We start from the raw sequence: 22,036 nt of genomic DNA on the forward strand, positions 1-22,036 counted from the left end.
TTCATGAAACGGCCCCGCCTGCCGTCTGGCAAGCGGGGCCGAACATTAGCGAGGCGCCGGGTTAGGCGTCCTTCTTCTCATCCGTGTCCGAGACTTCCTCGAACTCGGCGTCGACCACGCCGTCGTCGGCCGGTTGGCCCTCGGCGTCGCCTTCAGCCCCGCCCTGCTGGGCGGCGTACATGGCCTCGCCCAGCTTCATCGAAGCCTGCGCCAGGGTGTTGGTCTTCTCGCGAATGGCCTCGGGGTCCGTGCCGTCCTTGGCCGACTTCAGGTCGTCCAGAGCCGACTGGATGGTCGCCTTGGTCGCGTCGTCGATCTTGTCGCCGTGCTCGGCCAAAGCCTTCTCGGTCGAGTGGATCAGGCTGTCGGCGCCGTTCTGGGCCTCGACCAGTTCCTTGCGGGCCTTGTCGGCCGCGGCGTTGGCCTCGGCTTCCTTGACCATGTTCTCGATGTCGGCGTCCGACAGGCCGCCGTTGGCCTGGATGCGGATCGACTGCTCCTTGTTCGTCGCCTTGTCCTTGGCCGTCACGTGGACGATGCCGTTGGCGTCGATGTCGAAGGCGACCTCGATCTGCGGCATGCCGCGCGGTGCGGGCGGAATGCCCATCAGGTCGAACTGACCCAGCACCTTGTTGTCAGCGGCCATCGGGCGCTCGCCCTGGAAGACGCGGATCGTCACGGCCGACTGATTGTCGTCAGCGGTCGAGAAGACCTGAGCCTTCTTGGTCGGGATCGTCGTGTTGCGCTCGATCAGGGGCGTGAACACGCCGCCCAGGGTCTCGATGCCCAACGTCAACGGGGTCACGTCCAGCAGCAACACGTCCTTGACGTCGCCTTGCAGAACGCCAGCCTGAACGGCGGCGCCCAGGGCCACGACCTCGTCCGGGTTCACGCCCTTGTGCGGCTCCTTGCCGAAGAACTTCTTCACGGCTTCCTGCACGGCGGGCATGCGGGTCATGCCGCCGACCAGGACGACTTCATCGATGTCCGAGGCCTTGAGGCCCGCGTCCTTCAGCGCCTTGGCGCAGGGCTCGATCGTCCGCTGGATCAGGTCGTCCACCAGAGCTTCCAGCTTGGCGCGCGACAGCTTGATGTTCAGGTGCAGCGGGCCCGAGGCGTTCATGGTGATGAACGGCAGGTTGACCTCGTACTGGGTCGTCGAGGACAGCTCCTTCTTGGCCTTTTCGGCCTCTTCCTTCAGGCGCTGCAGGGCCAGCTTGTCCTGGCGCAGGTCGACGCCCTGCTCCTTCTTGAACTCGTCAGCCAGGTAGTCGACCAGACGCAGGTCGAAGTCCTCGCCGCCCAGGAAGGTGTCGCCGTTGGTCGACTTCACCTCGAACACGCCGTCGCCGATCTCCAGGATCGAGACGTCGAAGGTGCCGCCGCCCAGGTCGTAGACGGCGATCTTCTGACCGTCGTTCTTCTCCAGGCCGTAGGCCAGGGCGGCCGCGGTCGGTTCGTTGATGATGCGCAGGACTTCCAGACCGGCGATCTTGCCGGCGTCCTTGGTCGCCTGACGCTGGGCGTCGTTGAAGTAGGCCGGAACGGTGATGACGGCTTGGGTGACCTTCTCGCCCAGATAGGCCTCTGCGGCCTCCTTCATCTTGCCCAGGGTGAAGGCCGAGACCTGCTGGGGCGAATAGTCCTTGCCGTGCGCCTGGACCCAGGCGTCGCCGTTCGGGCCCTTGACGATCTCGAAGGGCACCATGCCCTTGTCCTTGGCCACCACCGGATCGTCATAGTTGCGGCCGATCAGGCGCTTGATGGCGAAGAAGGTGTTGGCGGGGTTGGTCACCGCCTGACGGCGCGCCGGCTGGCCGACGAGGATTTCGCCGCCGTCCTGAATGGCGACCACCGACGGGGTGGTGCGGGCGCCTTCGGCGTTTTCGATGACCTTGGGGTTCTTGCCGTCCATGACGGCGACGCACGAGTTGGTCGTGCCGAGGTCGATGCCGATGATCTTGGCCATGGGCTTGTCTTTTCACTCCTTGCGGCGGGCGATGCGGCGGCCTTGGATCAAGCGCCGCGCGTGACCGCCCCCAGATGGGCTTTTGAAATCATGCCGCGCCGGGCGAGGCCCGGTTCGGCGGTGGATGGGATCGGCGGACAAGCCCCTAACGAATAGGGGGTTATCGCCGGATTGGCTCGGATATGGGAAAGACCGCAGGGGCTGCAAGGCCTTCCGACCGGTTCCGGGCCGATTCCGCGCCTTATGGCGGACAAGGCGGCGCGGCGCCGCTAAATTCGGCCGATGATCCCGCAAAACCCCCTGCAACCGCCCAGAAAAGAGCTGAGGGAAGCGCCGACCGCCCTGCCCGGCTTTCGTCTGTGGCCCGGCCTGCTGGACGCTGCGGAACAGGCCGAACTGCTGGCCGAGGTGCGGCGAGGGCTGGAGGCGGCGCCCCTCTATCGGCCGGTGACGCCCGGCGGGCGGCCGTTTTCCGTGCGGATGAGCAATTTCGGCGCCCTGGGCTGGGTGTCGGACCGCCAAGGCTATCGCTATCAGCCGACCCATCCGGCGACCGGCGCGCCCTGGCCCGCCATTCCGCCCCGGCTTCTGAGCCTGTGGGACGCCCTGACCGGCTGGCCGAGCCCGCCCGACGCCTGCCTGGTCAACCTCTATCAGGGCGAGGCGAAGATGGGCCTGCATCAGGACCGGGACGAGCGCGATCTGACGGCGCCCGTGCTGTCGATCTCCCTGGGCGACACGGCGGTGTTCCGCATCGGCCCGGCCGAAGGCGGCAGGACGGCCAGCGTGCGCCTGGCCTCGGGCGACGTCTGCGCCCTGACCGGACCGGCGCGGCTGGCGCGTCACGGGATCGATCGACTGCTGACGGGCTCGTCGCGGCTGCTGCCGGGCGGGGGGCGAGTCAACCTGACCCTGCGGGTCGCGGGCTAGACGGAAGGACTCGACGCGGCGGCGAAAGCCGGGGCACTGTCGCGGCTTCCACAGCGCCGACCGGAGACCCGAGATGACCCTGATCACCCGGCCCGAGGGCCTGAGCCCGGACCAGATCGCCCCCAGCCGCCGCAGCCTGGGCGTGGCGACGGCGGGCGGGCTGTTCTTCGCCGCCTACGCCCCCGCCGCCCTCAGCCAGTCGGCCCAGCCGATCGCCACCGACACGGCGGGCCTGGTTACGGCCGACGCGACCTATCCGGCGCCCGACGGCTTCGCCCTGCCCGCCTATGTCGCCCGACCCGACGGCCCCGGCCCCTTCCCCGTCGTGATCGTCGTGTCCGAAATCTTCGGCGTGCATGAATACATCCGCGACGTCTGCCGCCGCCTGGCCAAGGCGGGCTATGCCGCCGTGGCCCCCGCCTTCTTCGTCCGCGTGCAAGACCCGGCTCCGCTCAGCGACATGCAGGCCATCATGCGCATCGTCGCCGCCGCCCGCTACGACCAGGTGATGGGCGACATCGGCGCCACGCTGGACTGGATCGGCGCCCAGCCCTGGGCCAAGGCCGACAAGGTCGGAATCACCGGCTTCTGCTGGGGCGGCAAGGTGGTGTGGCAGGCCATGGCCCGCTTCCCGACGCTGGACGCCGGGGTCGCCTGGTACGGCCGCCTGTCCCCCGCCGACACGGCCACTGACGAACAGAAGACGGCGGGCCGCCCCTGGCCCATCGACCTGGCGGGCGAGCTGAGGGCGCCCGTGCTGGGCCTCTACGGCGGTGCAGACAGCGGCATTCCCAACGACACGGTCAAGGCGATGAACGACGCCCTGAAGGCCGCCGGCCGGAGCGACAGCCAGATCATCCTCTACGACGACGCCCCGCACGGTTTCCACGCCGACTACCGCGCCTCCTACCGCGAGGCGGACGCCAAGGACGGCTGGCGGCGGCTGCTGGCGCTGTTCGATTCGAGATTGAAAAACTGACCCTTCCTTCCGCTCACCCCGGCGGACGCCGGGGCCCAGTCCTTTGGCCGCAAGCGCGGAGCGGGAAGCTAAGCAAAGAAAAACGACCCGGCGCGTCTGCGCCGGGCCGTCGTCGTTTCAGCGCGCGAAGACTATCAGGCCTTGGCGTCGAAATTCCCGCCGGTCGTGTTGGGATCGGCATAGGCGCCGCCCGCCGCCGCGCCCGAGCCCTTGGCCGCGACCACCACCATGGCCGCGCGCACGGTGCGGCCGAACAGGGCGTAGCCCGGCTGCAGCGTCTGGATGACGGCGCCGCCCGGCACGGTGTCCGAGGACTGCTCCATCATCGCCTGATGCAGGTGCGGATCGAAGGCGTCGCCCGGCGCCGGATCGACGCGGGTCAGGCCGTTGGCCTCGAAGGCCGACAGCAGGGACTTCTGCGTCAGCTCCAGCCCCGTGAGCATGGCGGCCGCCGGGCCGTCGGCGTCCTTGGGCGCCGTCGCCAGGCCGCGCTCCAGCGTGTCGGCCACGCCCAGCAGATCCTTGGCGAAGCGCTGGATGGCGTAGGCGCGGGCGTCGTTCTGCTGCGTCTCGGCGCGGCGCTTGACGTTCTCGGCCTCGGCCACGGCGCGCAGGGCGCGGTCCTTCCACTGGTCGCGCTCGGCGATCAGGGCGTCGACCACGGCCGTATCGTCGCCCTCGGGCGCGAGGTCCGCCTCGTGGATGTCCTGCTCGAGTTGGTCCCGCGTCTCGTCGTTGATGTCGTTCACGTCTCTTGTCCGTCCAGAATCCGGCCCAGCACCCGGGCGGTATAGTCCACCAACGGTATGACACGGGCGTAGTTCAACCGCGCGGGCCCGATGACGCCGATGGCGCCCAGCACCCGCTGCCGGCCCGACATATAGGGCGCCGCGATCACGGCGGAACCCGAAAGCGAAAAGAGTCGCGTTTCCGCGCCGATATAGATGCGTACGCCCTGGGCCGCGCCGACGTCGTCCAGCAGGCCGATCAGCTGTTCCTTCTGCTCCAGATCGTCGAACAGGACGCGCACCCGCTCCAGATCCTCGGCCGCGCGAGCGTCCTGCAACAGGTTGCCGCGCCCCCGCACGATCAGGTTACGGTCATGCCCCCCGCCGCCTGCGCCGCCGCTCCAGGCCGCCAGACCATCCTCGACCAGACGGGCGGCGGCCGCGTCCAGATCACGCCGGGCGGCCTCCATCTCAGCCTTCATCTCATGGCGCGCCTCGGCCAGCGGACGCCCCTTCAGTCGCGCGCTGAGGAAGTTCGACGCCTCCTGCAGGGTCGAGGGCGTGACGCCGGACTGAAGGCTCATCAGCCGGTTCTCGACCACCCCGTCGTCGGCGACCAGCACCGCCAGCGCCTGCCCCCCGCCCAGAGCCACGAACTCGACATGACGCACCCCCGCCTCGCGCACCGGACTGGCGACGATGCCCGCTCCGCCCGCCAGACCCGACAGCAGGGAGGAGGCCGCATCCAGCGCCTCCTCGACATTGCGGCCGCCGCCCTTGACGCCCAGCACCGCCAGCCGCGCGTCGATCTCGCGTCGCTCCTCCTGACCGATGTCGCCGACCTCCAGCAGGCCGTCCACGAACAGCCGCAGCCCCGCATGGGTCGGCGCCCGCCCGGCCGATGTATGCGGCGAGGCCAGCAGCCCGGCCTGCGTCAGCGCCTGCATGGTGTTGCGGATCGAGGCGGGCGACAGGTCCAGCCCGGCGCGCGACAGGGTGTGCGACCCCACCGGCTCGCCTGTCTCCAGATAGCTTTCGACCACCCGCCGGAAGATGTCGCGCGCCCGCGCATCCAGCGTCGCCAGACCCGGCGAGGGATGCAGCAGGCTCATGACGCCGTCCTCCGCGCCGCCCAGTCCGCACGGGTCAGGCGATGGACCAGGCAGTCGTCCGTCCCGTTGAAGACGCGCCGCCCCTCCGGCCGGAAGCCCAGCCGCTGATAGAAGCGATGCGCCTCGGTATTGGAGTTGAGCGGATCGATCACCACCGCCTCGACTCCCGGCCTGGCGAAACAGGCGTCCAACGCCAGGGTCATCATCTGCGTCCCGTGGCCCTGATTCAGGGCGTCGGCCTCGCCGATCCAGATATCGAGGGCGCGCAGGTTCGGTTCGATCTCGCCCCAGTAGCCGTTGGGTTCGCCCGCAGGGTCTATGTCCAACATGGCTCCGATCGGACGGCCGTCGACCTCGGCGATGAAGTAGCGGAAGACGTCGGACTGCGCGGCCAGCTCCTCGTCCCAGTCGGCCGCCTCATGATGGTCGGGGTCGTCGGTCAGGCAGGCGACGACGTGCGGCGCCTCATCCCAGCGCGCCAGGGTCGCGGCGTCGGCAGCCACGGCCGGACGAAGACGCACGACAGACGGGTCAGGGCGGGACAGGCTCATGGTTTCAGGATAAGCACGCGCCATCCCGCTTCCAAGGAATTCCCATGCGCCCGTCCGAACGCTCCCCCGAACAACTTCGCACCGTCACGCTGGAAACCGGCGTCAACCGCTACGCCGAGGGCTCGTGCCTGGTGTCCTTCGGCCACACCAAGGTGCTGGTGACGGCCTCGATCGAGGAGAAGGTGCCGGGCTGGATGCGCAACACCGGCCAGGGCTGGGTCACGGCCGAATACGGCATGTTGCCCCGCGCCACCCACACGCGCGGCCGCCGCGAAGCCGCCGCCGGCAAGCAGTCGGGCCGCACTCAGGAAATCCAGCGCCTGATCGGCCGCTCCTTGCGCGCCGTGGTCGACCTGAAGGCGCTGGGCGAGCGTCAGGTGCTGATCGACTGCGACGTGATCCAGGCCGACGGCGGCACGCGCACCGCCTCCATCACCGGCGCCTGGGTGGCGATGGCCTCGGCGCTCAGCTACCTCAAGGACGAGGGCGTGCTGACGACCGACCCCATTCTGGATCAGGTGGCGGCCGTGTCGTGCGGCGTGTTCAAGGATCTGCCGGTGCTGGACCTCGATTATGAGGAAGACTCCACCGCCGAGGCCGACAGCAACTTCGTCCTGACCGGCGCGGGCCAGATCGTCGAAATCCAGGCTACCGGCGAGAAGCGCGGCTTCAGCCGGGGCGAGTTCGACCGCCTGTTCGAACTGGCCGAGATCGGCTGCGGCGAACTGTTCGCCCTTCAGCGCGCCGCCGTCGAAGCCGCCCGCCGATAAGGCTTTTCGCGGAGCCGGATCGGGGCCATCGTCGTTGCACAGGCGAACCCCGATCCCGGAGCCCCGCATGACCCGACCGTACCTTCTGGCCTGCCTGATCCTCGGCGGCCTGCTCGCCGCCTGCCAGCCGCGTCCGGAGCCGGCGGCCTCCGCGCCGGTCCCGACGCCAGCGCCCACCCCGGCCCGCGAACCCGAAGCCCGCCTGCCCGAAGGCCCGGGCATGGCGCCTCAGCCGGTTCCGCTTGACGAACGTCCCTGCCTTGAGACCCTGGGCGAAGCGGCTTCGGCCCGCCTGGTCCAGCGCTGCATCGCCGTCAGCCCCGCGACTCGCCCGCCCTGCCACGCCTCCAACCCCTGCAATCTGATCCAGAGCGAGATCGATCGTTCCTGCGCGATGTGGACCCGCGACGGCGAAACCCCGCCGAAAGAATGCAAGGGCTGACTCCCTCTCCCGCCGGGAGAGGGATGACGCCGCGTTCTGTATCGCCTCAAGCGCGCTCAAGCAGCGCGCGACCGCGTCGCGAGCGATAGCCCATAAAAAAGACCCCGCCGTTTCCAGCGGGGCCTTCTTCATTTCAGCGATGACGCCGAGGCTTAGTCGCGACGGCGACGGCCGCGGTCGCCGCCGTTGCGGTCGCCCTTGGGACGGCCGCCGGTGTCTTCCGACAGCGGGGCTTCGCCGCGTTCAGCGCGCTCGGCGTTGATCTTGTCGGTGATGTCCTCTCCGGTTTCCTGATCGACGACCTTCATCGACAGCTTGGTCTTGCCGCGATCGTCGAAGCCCAGGAACTTGACCTTGACCTCTTGGCCTTCCGACAGGACGTCGGCCGGGTTGGCGACGCGCTCCAGAGCGATCTGGGACACGTGGACTAGGCCGTCCTTGGCGCCGAAGAAGTTCACGAAGGCGCCGAAGTCGACGACCTTCACGACCTTGCCGGTGTAGATGGTGCCGACTTCCGGCTCCGAGGCGATCGATTGGATCCAGGCCTTGGCGGCTTCGATCTTCTCTTGCTCGTTGGCGGCGATCTTGATGGTGCCGTCGTCGCCGATGTCGATCTTGGCGCCGGTCTTTTCCACGATCTCGCGGATGACCTTGCCGCCCGAACCGATCACTTCACGGATCTTGTCGACCGCGATCTTGATGGATTCGATCTTCGGAGCGAACTCGCCCAGCTCGGCGCGCGGGGCCTCCATCGCCTTCGACATTTCGTCGAGGATGTGCAGACGACCGGCCGAAGCCTGCGTCAGGGCCTGCTGCATGATCTCCTTGGTGATGCCGGCGACCTTGATGTCCATCTGAAGGCTGGTGATGCCTTCCGAGGTGCCCGCGACCTTGAAGTCCATGTCGCCCAGGTGATCTTCGTCGCCCAGGATGTCCGACAGGATGGCGAACTCGCCCGACGGCTCCAGAATCAGACCCATGGCGATGCCCGAGACCGGACGGACCAGCGGCACGCCGGCGTCCATCAGGGCCAGCGACGAACCGCAGACCGTAGCCATCGAGGACGAGCCGTTGGACTCGGTGATCTCCGACACCAGACGGATGGTGTAGGGGAAGTCTTCCTTCGACGGCAGCATCGGACGGATGGCGCGCCAGGCCAGCTTGCCGTGACCGATTTCGCGACGGCCCGGCGAGCCCATTCGGCCCGCTTCACCGACCGAATAGGGCGGGAAGTTGTAGTGCAGCAGGAAGGACTCCTTGTAGGTGCCCGTCAGGCTGTCGATGTACTGCTCGTCCTCGCCGGTGCCGAGGGTGGCGACGACCAGGGCCTGGGTTTCGCCGCGCGTGAACAGCGACGAACCGTGGGTGCGCGGCAGGACGCCGACTTCCGAGACGATGGCGCGGACCTTGTCCAGGGCGCGGCCGTCGACGCGGTGGCTGTTCTCGATGATGTCGCGACGCAGGACGTCGGCTTCGCATTCCTTGAACGCCGCCGAGAACTTCGACGAGTCGACGCCCTCGGGGTTTTCGTCGGTCTTCACCAGGGCGGCGGCGGCGGTCTTCTTGGCCGCGTCGACGCCCGAGCGACGCTCGTACTTGCCCGGATGAGCGTAGGCGGCCTTGATGTCTTCGCCGACCAGCTTCTTGATCGAGGCGACGACGTCCGAGTGGTCTTCGGCCTGGAAGTCGAACGGCTCCTTGGCGGCGTGCTCGGCCAGTTCGATGATGGCGTCGATCACCGGCTGCATGCCGGCGTGCGCGAACATCAGGGCCTTCAGCATGGTGTCTTCCGAAAGCTCCTTGGCTTCGGATTCGACCATCATGATGGCGTCTTGCGTACCGGCGACAACCAGATCCAGGGCGCTTTCGCCCATTTGGTCGATGGCGGGGTTCAGCACCAGCTCGCCGTCGATCATGCCGACGCGCGCGGCGCCGATCGGGCCCATGAAGGGCACGCCCGACAGGGTCAGGGCGGCCGAGGCGGCGACCATGCCCAGGATGTCGGGATCGTTCTCAAGGTCGTGCTGCAGCACGGTGACGATGACCTGGGTCTCGTTCTTGAAGCCCTTGACGAACAGGGGGCGGATCGGGCGGTCGATCAGACGGGAGACCAGGGTTTCCTTCTCGGTCGGACGGCCTTCACGCTTGAAGTAGCCGCCCGGGATCTTGCCGGCGGCGAACGTCTTTTCTTGGTAGTTTACGGTCAGCGGGAAGAAATCCAGGCCCGGCTTGGGCTGGCGGCCATAGACGACGGTGGCCAGAACCACGGTCTCGCCGTAGGTCGCCAGCACGGCGCCGTCAGCCTGACGGGCGATGCGACCGGTTTCCAGCGTCAGCGGGCGTCCGGCCCACTCGATCGTCTTGCGTTTGATGTCGAACATTATTCTTCTTTCGTCTCCCGCGGGCGTATTCCCGTCGGGGGTGTGCGGAGCGGCAGGCCGTTCAGTCCTGCGGTCCCCATTAGCCAGGCCGCATCATCGCGGCCGGACGGGTGATTGAGGACCGGATTTCGGGCCCTCGCGTCGGTTGCGCCGGTAAGACCCGCGGCGCACGGGAAAGCGTAGTCTAGGAGCGGAACGAGGCGCGGACGTGTCCGCCCGCGCCTCGTGGAATTATCCGATCCGCAACCGGGGGCGCCTTAGCGACGCAGGCCCAGCTTGGCGATCAGCGCCTGATAGCGGGCGCTGTCGGTCTTGTTCAGGTGGTCCAGAAGGCGACGACGCTGCGAAACCTGCTTCAGCAGGCCACGACGCGAGTGGTTGTCCTTCTTGTGGGTCTTGAAGTGCTCGGTCAGGTTGGCGATGCGTTCCGTCAGGATCGCGACCTGCACTTCAGCCGAACCGGTGTCGCCCGTCGAGCGAGCGTTGTCGGCGATGACTTCAGCTTTACGTTGAGCCGTAATCGACATCGAGAGTCCTTTCTTGCCCTATCGCTCGCGCCGCGGGCGCTCGCTGTTTGAGGGCGTTGGAGTTCCTATCGGCAAGCGGGTGAGCCTGCGTCAGGGGAGGTTGAAAACACGGTCGGGTTCAAGCCGACCGGCCCTGAGATTGCCGAGCGCGACCAGGGTTCCGCCCTCGAAGACCGAAACCAGCCGCGAACCGGCGGTGAGCCGGGCCTTGAGCGTTTCAATCTGTCGGGGGAGCAGAACGATCGGCCGTCCCTGCCTCAGAGAGAGGGCGTCCTGATCCGTCACGGCCAACTCCGGGATGTCGTCCAGAGCGGTCGAAACGGGCAGCAAGCCCTCAAAGGCGGCGCCCTTATGCGCCAACTCTTCCAGAAAATCCAGTGTTACGGCGTTGTCGACCGAGAACGGCCCCACGCGCTCGCGCCGCAGGTCCGAGACATGGCCCTCGGCGCCCAGCATGATCGCCAGGTCGCGCGCCAGGGATCGGACATAGACGCCCTTGCCCGACCGCATCGTGATCTCGACGTGATCGGCGTCGGGCGCGGCCGTCACCGCCGCCTCATGAATGGTCACGCGGCGCGACTGCAGCTCGACCTCGACCCCCGCCCGCGCCAGGTCATAGGCGCGTTCGCCATTGACCCGTATGGCCGAAAAGGCGGGCGGCGTCTGGTCGATTTCGCCGACGAAGGACGGCAGGGCCGCCGTCACCGCCTCGACCGAAGGCCGCACGTCGGAGCGGGCGATGATCTCGCCTTCGCGGTCGATGCTGTCGGTCGAAATGCCCCAGTGGATGGTGAAGCGATAGACCTTCTGCGCCTCCATCATGAAGGGCACAGTCTTGGTCGCCTCGCCCAGGGCGATGGGCAGTATGCCCGAAGCCAGCGGGTCCAGCGTGCCCGCATGCCCCGCCTTCTGGGCGTTGAACAGACGACGGATCTTCGTCACCGCCTCGGTCGAACCCATCTCATAGGGCTTGTCCAGGCACACCCAGCCGTTGACGAGATCGCCCTTCTTGCGTCGCGCCATAACTCAGTCTTCGCCCTGGTCGTCAGCGTGTTCGATGTCGGCGCGCACGCGCGGATCATTGAACAGACGGTCCATGTGGCTGGCCGTGTCAAAGCTCTCGTCGTGGCGGAACTTCAGGTCCGGCGTGAACTTCATGTCGATGCGGCGGCCCAGCTGCCCCCGCAGGAATTTGGCGTGTTCGTTCAGCGCCTTGATGATGGCGCTCTCGTGCCCGGCCGTCTCGGCCGCCTCAATGCCGGCGCCCAGCGGCTCGACGAAGCAGGTCGCGTGGCGCAGGTCCGGGCTCATCCGCACCTCGGTCACGGTGACGGAGACGCCGACCAGGGCCTCGTCGTGGATCTCATGCTCGCGCATCACGTCGACCAGGGCGTGGCGGATCAGTTCGCCGGCGCGCAGCTGGCGCTGCGACGGCCCCAGGGGGCCGCTGGCGTTGCGGGTGTGTTGCTTGCGGGCCATGGTGGGCTCCTCCTGCTCGCGCCGCCGGGGATCGGACGCCGGCTCTGAAACGCGAAGGGGCGGGGTCTAGTCGCCTGCGTCGTTCAAGTCCAGTTCCGCCGCACTCTGTTCCGCCTGCCGGGCCGCCCGCATCACCGCGCCCGAGGTCAGGCTGCGGGCCATCGGCATGGACAGGCCGCCCGCGTTCAGCACCTCGGCCGTCCAGTGATTGCACAGATGCCCGACCCAGAAGGTCTCGCCGCTGGCGTAGAAGACGGCGTCGTCGCCGTTCCTCTGCGCCGAAACCACGGCCTGCCCGCCCTCGTCCAGCCGCAGCGACGCCGCCACCCGCGCGCGCAGGGCGGCGAAGCCCTGAGGCGACAGGCGCAACGTCGCCCTCTCTGCCTCGGCGAACAGCGCCGGATCGGTCGGATCGGGGTCCAGCATGACCACGGACGGATTGCCGCCGGGTTTGAAGAAGGCCCGCGCCCCGTCGGGCAGGCGGCCGCTGATCGCTCCCTGCTCTACATAGAAGACGGAGTCGCCCCAGCCGACCCGCACCCAGTCGCCCGGCGGCAGGGCTCGCACCGCCCGCGCCAGGGCGTCGTCGCCCGCCGCCAGCGCCGCGCGCGGCACGGCCAGGTCGGTGTGAAAGCCGTTGTCGAGCAGATGGACGACGACCGTCGTCTCGGATCGCACAGGTGGGAACAACCCGGGATCGCCTGGCCGTTCGGCGGTCCAGACAGCCGCGGACGCGCCGATCAGAACTGCAAGGCTCCACCGAACCAGCATGTCCGTCGTCCGACTTAGTTGGAACCGTAGGCGGCGGGAGCGTCGCGAGCGGGCGATGCGCCCTGCAGGCGCGACCACTCGCCGCGATAGTCATAGTTCAGCGTGACGCAGTGACGGAACTCGCCGCCAGCCCAGCGACCGACCGTCTCAATGCTTAAGGGATGACCGGCTCGCACACGGCCGACCACGATCCAGGTCTCGTCCGCACCGGGACACAAGGCCCGAGCCAGGGCGCGGCCGTCGCCTTCGGCCGAGATGGCGTAAACGCTTCCGCCGCCAGAGCCTTCCGGCAACACCTGCAACGCCTGGTTCGGCCCGCCCCGCTCGAAGCGCGCCGAACCGCGTGAAGTCGAAGAGAAGAGGTTCTTCAATGAAGTCGCGCCGAACCAGCCGCGCTCAACCTCCAGCGTCACGCCGCGCGTCAGCGCCTGCGTCGTGCGGTCGCGGGCGTCAAAGGACAGGAAACGGGTGTCGGCTAGCGCGGGCGAGGCGACGCTCGTCGCCACAGCGGCCAGGAGTCCCAGAGTCAGGATGGAGCGACGCATGACGGCCTCGTCTGTGAACACGCCCCCCGGCGATTTGCGAACCCTAGTGTCCTCAACGGCTCGGGTGAACCCCCAGAGGCGTCTTGCAGATGAACCAAGGGCGCGGCTCCTTGCGAAACCGCGCCCCTCAATGTCCTTCCGTTGACGGATCCGGCACACCCTAGTCCAGGGTGCGCTTGATCTCTTCGACGGTGAAGCACTCGATGTAGTCGCCTTCCTTGATGTCCTGGAAGCCGGCGAACTGCATGCCGCACTCCTGGCCCGAAGGCACTTCGTTGACCTCGTCCTTGAAGCGCTTGAGCGTGTTGAGCACGCCCAGTTCCAGCACCACCACGTCGTCGCGGATGATGCGGACGCGCGCGCCCTTGCGGACCACGCCCTCGGTGACGCGGCAGCCTGCGACCCGGCCGACCTTGGTGATGTCGAAGGCCTGCAGAACCTTGGCGTTGCCGAGGAAGGTTTCGCGCTGGAGCGGCGCCAGCATGCCCGAGAGCACGCCCTTAATGTCGTCCAGCAGGTCGTAGATGATCGAGTAGTAGCGGATCTCGACGCCTTCGCGCTCGGCCAGGTCGCGCGCCTGTTTCGAGGCGCGGACGTTGAAGCCCAGGATCGGCGCCCCGGCCGACTTGGCCAGGTTGACGTCGCTCTCGGTGATGCCGCCGGCGCCCGAATAGACGGTGCGGGCGCGGACTTCGTCGTTGCCCATCTTGTCCAGCGAGCCGACGATGGCTTCCGCCGTGCCCTGAACGTCGGCCTTGATGAGGACCGGCAGTTCATTGACCTTCTTGGACTGCAGCTTGGACATCATGTCGACCAGCGACAGCGAACCGCCCGAGACCTGGGTCTTCTCGCGCTTCACGCGCTGACGGTATTCCGTCAGTTCGCGGGCGCGGGCCTCGGATTCCACCACGGCGAAGACGTCGCCCGGCGACGGCGCCTCGTCCAGGCCGAGGATCTCGACCGGAACCGACGGACCGGCTTCAGGCAGTTGCTCGTTGCGCTCGTTCAGCAGGGCGCGAACCTTGCCCCAGGCCGAACCGGCCACGACGATGTCGCCGCGCTTCAGCGTACCGCGCTTGACCAGGACGGTCGCGACCGGGCCGCGGCCCTTGTCCAGCTTGGCCTCGATGACCACGCCTTCGGCCGAACGGTCGGCGTTGGCGCGCAGGTCCATGACTTCAGCCTGCAGCAGGATGGCGTCGGTCAGACCGTTGAGGTTGATCTTCTCCTTGGCCGACAGCTCGATGATCTGGGTGTCGCCGCCCAGGCTCTCGGAGATGACTTCATACTGAAGCAGCTCGTTGACGACCTTCTGCGAATTGGCGTCCGGCTTGTCGATCTTGTTGACCGCCACGATGATCGGCGAACCCGCCGCCTTGGCGTGCTGGATGGCCTCGACCGTCTGCGGCATGACGCCGTCGTCGGCCGCCACGACCAGGACGACGATGTCGGTGACGTTGGCGCCGCGCGCCCGCATCGCCGAGAAGGCCGCGTGGCCCGGCGTGTCCAGGAAGGTGATGCGCTGACCGTCGGCCAGGCGCACCTGATAGGCGCCGATGTGCTGGGTGATGCCGCCGGCTTCGCCGCCCGCCACGTCCGTGGTGCGCAGCGCGTCCAGAAGCGAGGTCTTGCCGTGGTCGACGTGGCCCATGATGGCCACGACCGGGGCGCGGATTTCGCCCGCATCGGCGTCGTCGGCGTCGGCGATGAAGCCTTCTTCAACGTCGGATTCGGACACGCGCTTGACGGCCATGCCGTATTCTTCGGCCACCAGTTCGGCGGTGTCGGAATCGATCACGTCGTTGATCTTCATCATCAGGCCCTGACGCATCAGGAATTTGATGATGTCGACGCCGCGCACGGCCATGCGGTTGGCCAGTTCGCCGACGGTGATGGTGTCCGGAATGACCACTTCACGCGGACGGTTGGGCGTTTCGGTCGAGCCGCCGCGGCGCTTTTCCTTCTCGCGTTCGCGAGCGCGGCGCACCGAGGCCAGCGAGCGCATGCGCTCGACGGCGTCCTCGTCGCCTCCCGCCACCGAATGGATGGTCAGGCGGCCTTCGCGGCGCTTGGGCTCGCCGCGCGTGCGGCTGACGGCCTTGCCGGGCGCGTTGTCGGCGAAACGCTTCTCGCGATCGTCCTCACGGCCGGCGGCCGGACGGGCGAAGCCGCCGCCGGCGCGGCTGGGGCGCGCCACTTCGGGCTGGGCCGGAGGCTGGTTCGGAGCCGGACGGGCGCCGGGACGCGAGGCGCCGGGCGCGCCGGTGCGGGCGCCGGGGGCCGGACGCGGGTTCAGCGCCGAATAGCGGACGGTCTGGGCCGGACGCGCAGGACGCTCGGCGCCCTCGCGGCCGCCTTCGCGCGGCGCCTGTTCACGGGCCTGCGGACGCTCGCCGTCGCCCATGGCCTGTTCGCGAGCCGAACGGCCGCCGAAGGCGGGACGTTCCAGCGGCGCACGGCCGGTCGGAATCTTGGGTGCGCGTTGGCCGAAGTTGACCGCCGGGCGCTTGGGCGCAGCCGGAGCGGCCGGGGCCGCCGGTTTGACCGGCTCAGGCTTGGCTTCGACCTTCGCAGCCTCGACCTTGGGCGCTTCAACCTTCGGCGCGACCGGCTTGGCCGGAGCGGACGCCGGCGCGGCGGCGCTCAGCTTGGCTGCTTCGACGCGGGCGGCCTCGGCGGCGGCCTTGGCGGCGGCGGCTTCAGCGGCGGCCTTGGTCGCAGCGGCTTCGGCGGCGGCGGCCTGTTGGCGCTCGGCGGCCTCAGCGGCGGCCTTGGCGGCGACCGCGTTGCGCTCGCGCTCGGCGGCCTGTTGCGTGGCCAGGGCGATGGCGCGGCGACGCGCCTCCTGTTCCTCGGGCGACAGGGCGCCGCCGGCCGGTTGACGCGGCGCGGCCGAACGCGGCGCGCCGCCTTCGGGGCGCGGACGCGCGACGTCGAAGCCCTGCGGACGCTGATGCCCGCCCTGCGGGCCGGCGCGGCGCTTGGTCTCGACGACGACGGTCTTGGAACGGCCGTGGCTGAAGCTCTGTTTCACCGTGCCGGTCGAGACCGAACCCGCCGCACGCGGCTTCAGGCTCAACGGCGCGCGCGGCCCCGTTTGCGAAGGCGTGTTGGCAGGAGTCTTGCCGTCGTTGGAATTGTTGTTTTCGTCGCTCATCCGGTCGCTTTACTCAGGGCGGAGAATTCCGCCTTCGTCTCTCAATCACCCATAGCAGAATGCGGCCCCGCCTCCGTTGTTTCGGAAACAGGCCCGCCGCCGCTCAAACCCTAAGGCTCTCCTTCCGGAGCCGCGCTCCGGTCGTCCTCTGCGCCGTGTTCGGGCCCCGCCCGGTTCCAGCTCTGGGGACAGAGAGGTCGAAATCCCGCCAACCGCTGAACCTCCTGGGTCCAACGATCAGCCCGCCCGCCTCGCAGCAGGACGGCGTGTATCGCATTTTCCAGCCCAAGGGCCAAACTCAAATCGTCCGCGCTGAAGGCCCCGCAGATTTCGGGGGCGGGCGAGGCGTGTCTGGAGAGGGCCAGAAGCTTGCCGCGCCCATCGGCCGAGCCGTCGGCGGCTTCGATCAGCCATGCGGCGTGGCCGCTGCGGATCGCCGCAGCGCATTTCTCGAACCCAGAGATAAGCACGCCTTCGCGCCGGGCAAGACCCAGCTGGTCCAGACAGCGCCGAACCAGCAGGGTCTCGACCAGATCGGGCAGGTCAGGGGCGGGCTTCAGCGGCGCCTTGGCCGCCCGGGCGAACAGGTTCTTCTTGATCGCCGCCTCAAGCGAGGCGCGGTCGGCCGCGACCCACAGGCCGCGCCCCGGAAGCTTACGCCCCAGATCGGGCGCCACCGCGCCGTCCGGGCCGCCGACAAAACGGATCAGGCGAGATTCATCGAGAACCTGGCGTGACGCCAAGTCCTGACGATCCCTATCGATCAACGTCTCGGACGACCTCATGGACAGCTGCGGCTCCCATCACATGTCGCGGGACTGATCGTCGAGGTCGTCAGCGACGACCTCTGCATCAGCGTCAGCGTCGGCTTCATCAGCCTGGGCGTCTTCCTGGCCTTCGCCGTCGAACTCGACGTCGCCTTCCAGCGTCTCTTCCTCGACGTATTCCGGCTGAGGCAGTTCCGAAGCGTCGATCCAGCCGGCGGCCACACGCGCCTGCAGGATCAGCATTTCGGCGTCTTCCTGGCTCAGGTTGAAGGTTTCCAGCACGCCCGGAACCTTGACCCGTTCGCCGCCGCGCACTTCATAGCCGCCGCGGATTTCGTCGGTGGCCAGGTCGGCCAGATCTTCGACCGTCTTCACCCCGCCTTCGCCCAGGGCGACGGCGATAGCGGCGGTCACGCCCGGCACTTCCAGCACGCCGTCTTCGACGCCCAGGGCCACGCGCTTGGCGTCCAGCTCGGCCGCCTGGCGGTCCAGATGCTCGCGGGCGCGGGTTTGCAGCTCTTCGGCCGTGTCCTCGTCGAAGCCTTCGATCTCGGAGATTTCATAAGCCTCGACGAAGGCCAGATCCTCGACCGTGGCGAAGCCTTCAGTGACCAGCAGCTGGGCGATCGTCTCGTCCACGTCCAGGGCTTCCTGGAACAGGGCGGTGCGCTCGGCGAACTCGCGCTGGCGGCGCTCAGAGTCCTGAGACTCGGTGATGATGTCGATCTGCCAGCCGGTCAGCTGCGAGGCCAGGCGGACGTTCTGGCCGCGACGGCCGATGGCCAGCGACAGCTGCTCGTCCGGCACCACCACCTCGACGCGGTCGGCTTCCTCGTCCAGCACCACCTTGGCCACCTCGGCCGGGGCCAGGGCGTTGACGATGAAAGTCGGCTCGTCGTCGTTCCACTGGATGATGTCGATCTTCTCGCCCTGCAGTTCGGCGACGACCGCCTGAACGCGCGAGCCGCGCATGCCGACGCAGGCGCCGACGGGGTCGATCGAGCTGTCGTTCGACAGGACGGCCATCTTGGCGCGCGAACCGGCGTCGCGGGCGGCGGCGCGGATCTCGATCACGCCGTCGTAGACTTCCGGCACTTCCTGAGCGAACAGCTTGGCCATGAAGCCGGGGTGGGCGCGCGACAGCATGACCTGCGGGCCCTTGGCCTCAGGACGGACGTCGTAGATGTAGGTGCGGACGCGGTCGCCGACATTGAACACCTCGCGCGGGATCGACTGGTCGCGGCGCATGATGCCTTCGCCACGGCCCAGGTCGACGATGGTGTTGCCGTATTCGACGCGCTTGACCGTGCCGTTGACGATCTCGCCGACACGATCCTTGAACTCTTCGTACTGGTTGGCGCGCTCGGCCTCACGGACCTTTCCGGTCACGACCTGGCGGGCCATCTGGGTCTGGACGCGGCCGAACTCGAACGGCGGCAGGATCTCGACGTATTCCTTGCCGACCTCGGCCTCGGCGTCGCGCTTCAGCGCGTCGCGCAGGCGCACCATGGCGCTGTCGTTGAATTCTTCCAGCTCGTCTTCCGGCTGCCAGTCGTCGCCGACGATGGTGACGTGACGGGTCAGGCTCAGCTCGCCGGTCTTGTGGTCAATCTTGGCGCGGATGTCGTGGTGCGCGCCATAGCGCGACTTGGCGCCCTTCTGGATCGCTTCCTCGATCGCCTCGATGACGATCTCCCGGTCGATGTTCTTCTCGCGCGCGACGGCGTCAGCGATGGAGAGCAGTTCCAGGCGGTTGGCGGAGATTCCGGTCACGGCCATCAGGCGTCGTCCTTAGTGGAGTCGGAGTTGGATTGTTCAGCGTCGGGCTCGCCCTCGGGCAGGCCGTCGTCTTCGGGTTCGCCGCGCGCCGCGCGCAGGGCCGCGCCGCGTTTCAGCAATTCGTCGGTCAGCACCAGCTTGGCGTCGGCCAGCCAGGCGAAGGGGATCAGGGCGGTCTCGTCCTCGCCGTCCAGATCGATGGCGACGTTCTCGCCCTCGACCCCGGCGACAATGCCCTTGAAGCGTTTGCGGCCCTCGACCATGCGGTCGGTTTCAAGACGGGCTTCCAGACCTTCGAACAGGTCGAAGTCGATCAGGCGCGTCAGCGGCCGGTCGATGCCGGGCGAGGAGACTTCCAGCAGATATTCGCCCGAGATCGGATCGGCGGCGTCCAGCACCTCGGACACGGCGCGCGACAGGCGGGCGCATTCCTCGACCGAGATGTCGTGATCGAGATTGCGCTCGGCCATGATCTGCAGGCGACGACGCAGGGTGCCGCCCATCAGGCGCACGCGCACGACCGCCAGCCCCAGGCTCTCGGCCACGGGGTCGATCAGCTCAAGCAGAGCGCGGTCTTCGGCGGTCTTGGCCCGCAAGCGGCTACTCCAAAAACAAAAGCGACGGTCCGTCCGGGCCGCCGCTTGATACGACGCCGTTGGACGTCGGTCTAACGATGTGAGCGGTCATATAGGCGAAAGCGGGGGCCGTGTCAGCCCCCGCCGTCCCATTCCCGCAAGCGCCCCGCCGTTCAGTCCTGCTTTTCGAATTCCAGGAAGATCGGATCGGTGTCGCCGAGCTTCTTTTCCTCATAGCGGGTGACGACATGGTCTTCGGGCGGGGCGAACCAGTCGGCGCCGGTCTCACGGCGCGTCAGAGCCGACGTGCGCGCCAGCCGCTCCAGCGCCCAGTCGGCGTAGTCCAGCCAGTCGGTGACGAAGCGCACCTTGCCGCCCGGCTTCAGCAGGCGGGCGATCTCCACCGCCGTCTCGTCCTGCAGGAAGCGGCGCTTGTTGTGGCGCGCCTTGTGCCAGGGGTCGGGGAACAGGATCATCACCCGGTCCAGCGAGGCGTCCGGCAGGGCCGCCATCACCGCGCGGGCGTCGTCGGCGTGCAGCCGCACGTTCTCAAGCCCGCCTTCCTCGACGTGGCGCAGGGCCGAGGCGACGCCGTTCAGGAAGGGCTCGCAGCCGATCATCACCGCCTCGGGATGACGCGCCGCCTGGGCCGCCAGATGCTCGCCGCCGCCGAAGCCGATCTCCAGCCAGGCGGCTTTCGCGCCGGGCATCAGGGCTTGAGGGACGATCGGCCCCTTGGCCGGGTCCGGCACGGCGATGCGCGGCATCAGGGTGTCGAACAGGGCCGCCTGCTTCGCCTTGATCGGCCGCGACTTGATGCGCCCGAAGGAACGCAGCGGGCCATGCGCCTTCGCCCATTCGGGGCGATCGGCGTCGGACGGTTTGGGATCGGTCTCGTCGGTCATGGCGCGCGCTCTAGACCATTTTCGGTTCAGTCGAAATCGACTGAACCCAGAACAATGGTCCAGAATTATGCTTGGAGCGAATATCTGTGTTCAGTTGGACACTCGTCCAACTGAACCGATTTCGCTCTAGCGGCTTAAGCCCGCGCACGCAAAGGCCCATCCTTGCGGAAGCCTCAGCCCCACGGCCCGCGCGGCGGCGCGGCGGGCGCGTCGTCGGTCGTCGGCACGCTGGTTCCCCGGATCGGCGCGGCAGAGGGTGCAGGCGAAGGCGCAGGCGCGACGAAGGCCGCCGCCGGACGCACGCGCCCGCCCATGCCCATCTTCGCGCCCAGTTCCATCAGGGCGCGGACGCGATTGCCCGTGGCCGGGTGGGTCGAGAACAGATTGTCCGCCCCCTTCCCGTTCAACGGATTGATGATGAACATATGGGCCGTCGCCGGATTGCGCTCGGCCGGGGCGTTGACCGCGCCCCGCGCATAGGCCTCGATCTTCTGCAGGGCCGAGGCCAGGGCCTGAGGGTCGTTGGCGATCTCGGCTCCGACGCGATCGGCCTCGTATTCGCGGGTGCGGCTGATGGCCATCTGCACCAGGCCCGCCGCCATCGGCGCCAGCAGCATCAGGGCGATGGTTCCGATCATGCCGCCCGGACGCTCGCGGTCGTCGCCGCCGCCGAAGAACAGGGCGAAGTTGGCCAGCATGGCGATGGCGCCCGCCACCGTCGCCGTGACCGTCATGGTCAGGGTGTCGCGGTTCTTCACATGGGCCAGTTCATGCGCCATCACGCCGCGGATCTCTTCGCGCGTCAGCATGTCCAGCAGGCCCGTCGTCGCCGCCACCGCCGCATTCTGGGGGTTGCGTCCCGTGGCGAAGGCGTTCGGCTGATCGTTCGGGATGATGGTGATGTTGGGCAGGGGCATGCCGGCGTCCTGCGCCATCTGCTTCACATCGGCGACATAGGCGCGCACCACGGCGTTGGGGTGGGTCTCGTCCACCGGCTGGGCGCGGTACATCTTCAGGACGATCTTGTCCGCGTTCCAATAGCTGAAGACATTCATGCCCGCCGCCACGACCAGGGCGATCGCCATGCCGGGCCCTTTGCCGATCAGATAGCCGATCCCCATGAACAGGGCGGTCATCGCGGCCAGCAGGGCGAATGTCTTCAGATGGTTCATGCGGGGCTTCAGGCGAAAGGTTTCAGGCGACAGGGGTGGCGTGTTCAGCCGGAACGTCTATTTGAGCCGCAGTATCCCCGCTCTCAAGGCAGGCGACCTGTGACCGAACAGCCCACCCCCCCGACTGAACCTTCCCCCGAGGAAGCCTTCAACGCCGACGTGCCCCACGCCACGCCCGAGCGCCCCCTGAACGAGGTCGCCCGCCGCGCCCTGCTGGAGGCCGCCGAACGCCGCGCCGCCGAGGAAGCCGCTGCGCTTCCGAACGAGGTCGGCGGCCGCAAGGGACCGGAACCGACCCGTTTCGGCGACTGGGAGAAGAAGGGCCTGGCGGTGGACTTTTAAGGCGCTACCGCTCGCCGCGGGGCGGCTCGCTGCTTGAGCGGGTTAGGACGCTACCGCTCGCCGCACGGCGGCTCACTACTTGAGCTGATTTGAGCGCGATCGCTCGGCCGCCGCTTCGCGGTCCCGCTCCCCATGACATGAAGGGAAAAGACCCC

The 22,036-nt window shown here is 68.2% G+C and carries 21 protein-coding genes; 5 read left to right on the forward strand and 16 right to left on the reverse strand.

The features are described from left to right. Positions 1-61: 61 nt before the first annotated feature. Positions 62-1,969: a molecular chaperone DnaK gene (gene dnaK, locus EGK63_RS01300; protein WP_125899558.1), complete on the reverse strand. Its 1,908-nt coding sequence runs from the start codon at positions 1,967-1,969 to the stop codon at positions 62-64. 282 nt (positions 1,970-2,251) lie between these two features. Between dnaK and EGK63_RS01305 the strand changes: the two genes are divergently transcribed. Together EGK63_RS01305 and EGK63_RS01310 are read left to right on the forward strand one after the other, a co-directional pair. Then, positions 2,252-2,899: an alpha-ketoglutarate-dependent dioxygenase AlkB gene (locus EGK63_RS01305; protein ID WP_125899559.1), complete on the forward strand. Its 648-nt coding sequence runs from the start codon at positions 2,252-2,254 to the stop codon at positions 2,897-2,899. Between the two features lie 73 nt (positions 2,900-2,972). After that, positions 2,973-3,878, forward strand: a complete 906-nt coding sequence (locus tag EGK63_RS01310; protein WP_125899560.1) for a dienelactone hydrolase family protein — start codon at positions 2,973-2,975, stop codon at positions 3,876-3,878. A gap of 134 nt (positions 3,879-4,012) precedes the next feature. On the opposite strand, the gene grpE is transcribed toward EGK63_RS01310, so the two are convergent. The 3 genes from grpE to EGK63_RS01325 are packed head-to-tail and all read right to left on the reverse strand — an operon-like array spanning position 4,013 to position 6,269. Then, positions 4,013-4,582: a nucleotide exchange factor GrpE gene (grpE, locus tag EGK63_RS01315; protein ID WP_371412893.1), complete on the reverse strand. Its 570-nt coding sequence runs from the start codon at positions 4,580-4,582 to the stop codon at positions 4,013-4,015. 41 nt (positions 4,583-4,623) lie between these two features. After that, positions 4,624-5,718: a heat-inducible transcriptional repressor HrcA gene (gene hrcA, locus EGK63_RS01320; protein ID WP_125899562.1), complete on the reverse strand. Its 1,095-nt coding sequence runs from the start codon at positions 5,716-5,718 to the stop codon at positions 4,624-4,626. Beyond that, the gene (locus EGK63_RS01325; protein WP_243637520.1) at positions 5,715-6,269 is read right to left on the reverse strand and encodes a GNAT family N-acetyltransferase; all 555 of its coding nucleotides are present in this window, start codon (positions 6,267-6,269) and stop codon (positions 5,715-5,717) included. The genes hrcA and EGK63_RS01325 overlap by 4 nt, the downstream gene beginning before the upstream one ends. Positions 6,270-6,313: 44 nt before the next feature. Here EGK63_RS01325 and rph point away from each other — a divergent pair, with 44 nt between their 5' ends. Both rph and EGK63_RS01335 read left to right on the forward strand, forming a co-directional pair. Continuing rightward, positions 6,314-7,039, forward strand: coding sequence for a ribonuclease PH (rph, locus tag EGK63_RS01330; RefSeq protein WP_125899564.1), 726 nt, complete (start codon positions 6,314-6,316; stop codon positions 7,037-7,039). A gap of 67 nt (positions 7,040-7,106) precedes the next feature. Continuing rightward, positions 7,107-7,481, forward strand: coding sequence for a hypothetical protein (locus tag EGK63_RS01335; RefSeq protein ID WP_125899565.1), 375 nt, complete (start codon positions 7,107-7,109; stop codon positions 7,479-7,481). A 152-nt stretch (positions 7,482-7,633) separates the two neighbouring features. Here the strand turns inward: EGK63_RS01335 and pnp are convergent, their stop codons facing one another. The 12 genes from pnp to htpX all read right to left on the reverse strand — a co-directional run bounded on the left by pnp (position 7,634) and on the right by htpX (position 21,539). Further along, on the reverse strand, positions 7,634-9,862 hold the full coding sequence (pnp, locus tag EGK63_RS01340) for a polyribonucleotide nucleotidyltransferase (protein WP_125899566.1): 2,229 nt from the start codon (positions 9,860-9,862) through the stop codon (positions 7,634-7,636). Between the two features lie 257 nt (positions 9,863-10,119). Next, complete coding sequence (gene rpsO, locus EGK63_RS01345; RefSeq protein ID WP_003166644.1) at positions 10,120-10,389, reverse strand: 30S ribosomal protein S15; 270 nt, start codon at positions 10,387-10,389, stop codon at positions 10,120-10,122. 90 nt (positions 10,390-10,479) lie between these two features. Continuing rightward, the gene (gene truB, locus EGK63_RS01350) at positions 10,480-11,412 is read right to left on the reverse strand and encodes a tRNA pseudouridine(55) synthase TruB (protein WP_125899567.1); all 933 of its coding nucleotides are present in this window, start codon (positions 11,410-11,412) and stop codon (positions 10,480-10,482) included. A 3-nt stretch (positions 11,413-11,415) separates the two neighbouring features. Beyond that, a complete protein-coding gene (rbfA, locus tag EGK63_RS01355; protein ID WP_125899568.1) occupies positions 11,416-11,868 on the reverse strand; it encodes a 30S ribosome-binding factor RbfA in 453 nt (150 codons plus the stop codon). Positions 11,869-11,934: 66 nt separating this feature from the next. Continuing rightward, positions 11,935-12,558: a DUF2459 domain-containing protein gene (locus tag EGK63_RS01360; protein WP_243637521.1), complete on the reverse strand. Its 624-nt coding sequence runs from the start codon at positions 12,556-12,558 to the stop codon at positions 11,935-11,937. 95 nt (positions 12,559-12,653) lie between these two features. Next, positions 12,654-13,184, reverse strand: a complete 531-nt coding sequence (locus tag EGK63_RS01365) for a hypothetical protein (protein ID WP_125899570.1) — start codon at positions 13,182-13,184, stop codon at positions 12,654-12,656. 160 nt (positions 13,185-13,344) lie between these two features. Next, complete coding sequence (gene infB / locus EGK63_RS01370; RefSeq protein WP_125899571.1) at positions 13,345-16,341, reverse strand: translation initiation factor IF-2; 2,997 nt, start codon at positions 16,339-16,341, stop codon at positions 13,345-13,347. A gap of 110 nt (positions 16,342-16,451) precedes the next feature. Continuing rightward, the gene (locus tag EGK63_RS01375; RefSeq protein ID WP_125899572.1) at positions 16,452-17,126 is read right to left on the reverse strand and encodes an RNA-binding protein; all 675 of its coding nucleotides are present in this window, start codon (positions 17,124-17,126) and stop codon (positions 16,452-16,454) included. Positions 17,127-17,144: 18 nt separating this feature from the next. Continuing rightward, the gene (nusA, locus tag EGK63_RS01380; protein WP_125899573.1) at positions 17,145-18,887 is read right to left on the reverse strand and encodes a transcription termination factor NusA; all 1,743 of its coding nucleotides are present in this window, start codon (positions 18,885-18,887) and stop codon (positions 17,145-17,147) included. After that, entirely contained in the window at positions 18,887-19,483 is a 597-nt protein-coding gene (rimP, locus tag EGK63_RS01385) for a ribosome maturation factor RimP (protein WP_125899574.1), read from the reverse strand. Before rimP ends, nusA begins: the two co-directional genes overlap by 1 nt. Before the next feature lie 152 nt (positions 19,484-19,635). Beyond that, the gene (gene trmB / locus EGK63_RS01390; RefSeq protein ID WP_125899575.1) at positions 19,636-20,367 is read right to left on the reverse strand and encodes a tRNA (guanosine(46)-N7)-methyltransferase TrmB; all 732 of its coding nucleotides are present in this window, start codon (positions 20,365-20,367) and stop codon (positions 19,636-19,638) included. A gap of 173 nt (positions 20,368-20,540) precedes the next feature. Beyond that, positions 20,541-21,539 (reverse strand): zinc metalloprotease HtpX, encoded by a 999-nt coding sequence (gene htpX, locus EGK63_RS01395; RefSeq protein WP_125899576.1) that lies wholly within the window; start codon positions 21,537-21,539, stop codon positions 20,541-20,543. Positions 21,540-21,638: 99 nt separating this feature from the next. Between htpX and EGK63_RS01400 the strand changes: the two genes are divergently transcribed. After that, positions 21,639-21,881 carry a DUF1674 domain-containing protein gene (locus tag EGK63_RS01400; RefSeq protein ID WP_125899577.1) on the forward strand — a complete coding sequence of 81 codons (243 nt, stop codon included), beginning with the start codon at positions 21,639-21,641 and terminating at the stop codon, positions 21,879-21,881. The last annotated feature ends 155 nt before the right edge of the window (positions 21,882-22,036 follow it).

Origin of the sequence: Brevundimonas sp. 357 (assembly GCF_003938605.1) — a bacterium.
Taxonomy (GTDB): Bacteria; Pseudomonadota; Alphaproteobacteria; order Caulobacterales; family Caulobacteraceae; genus Brevundimonas.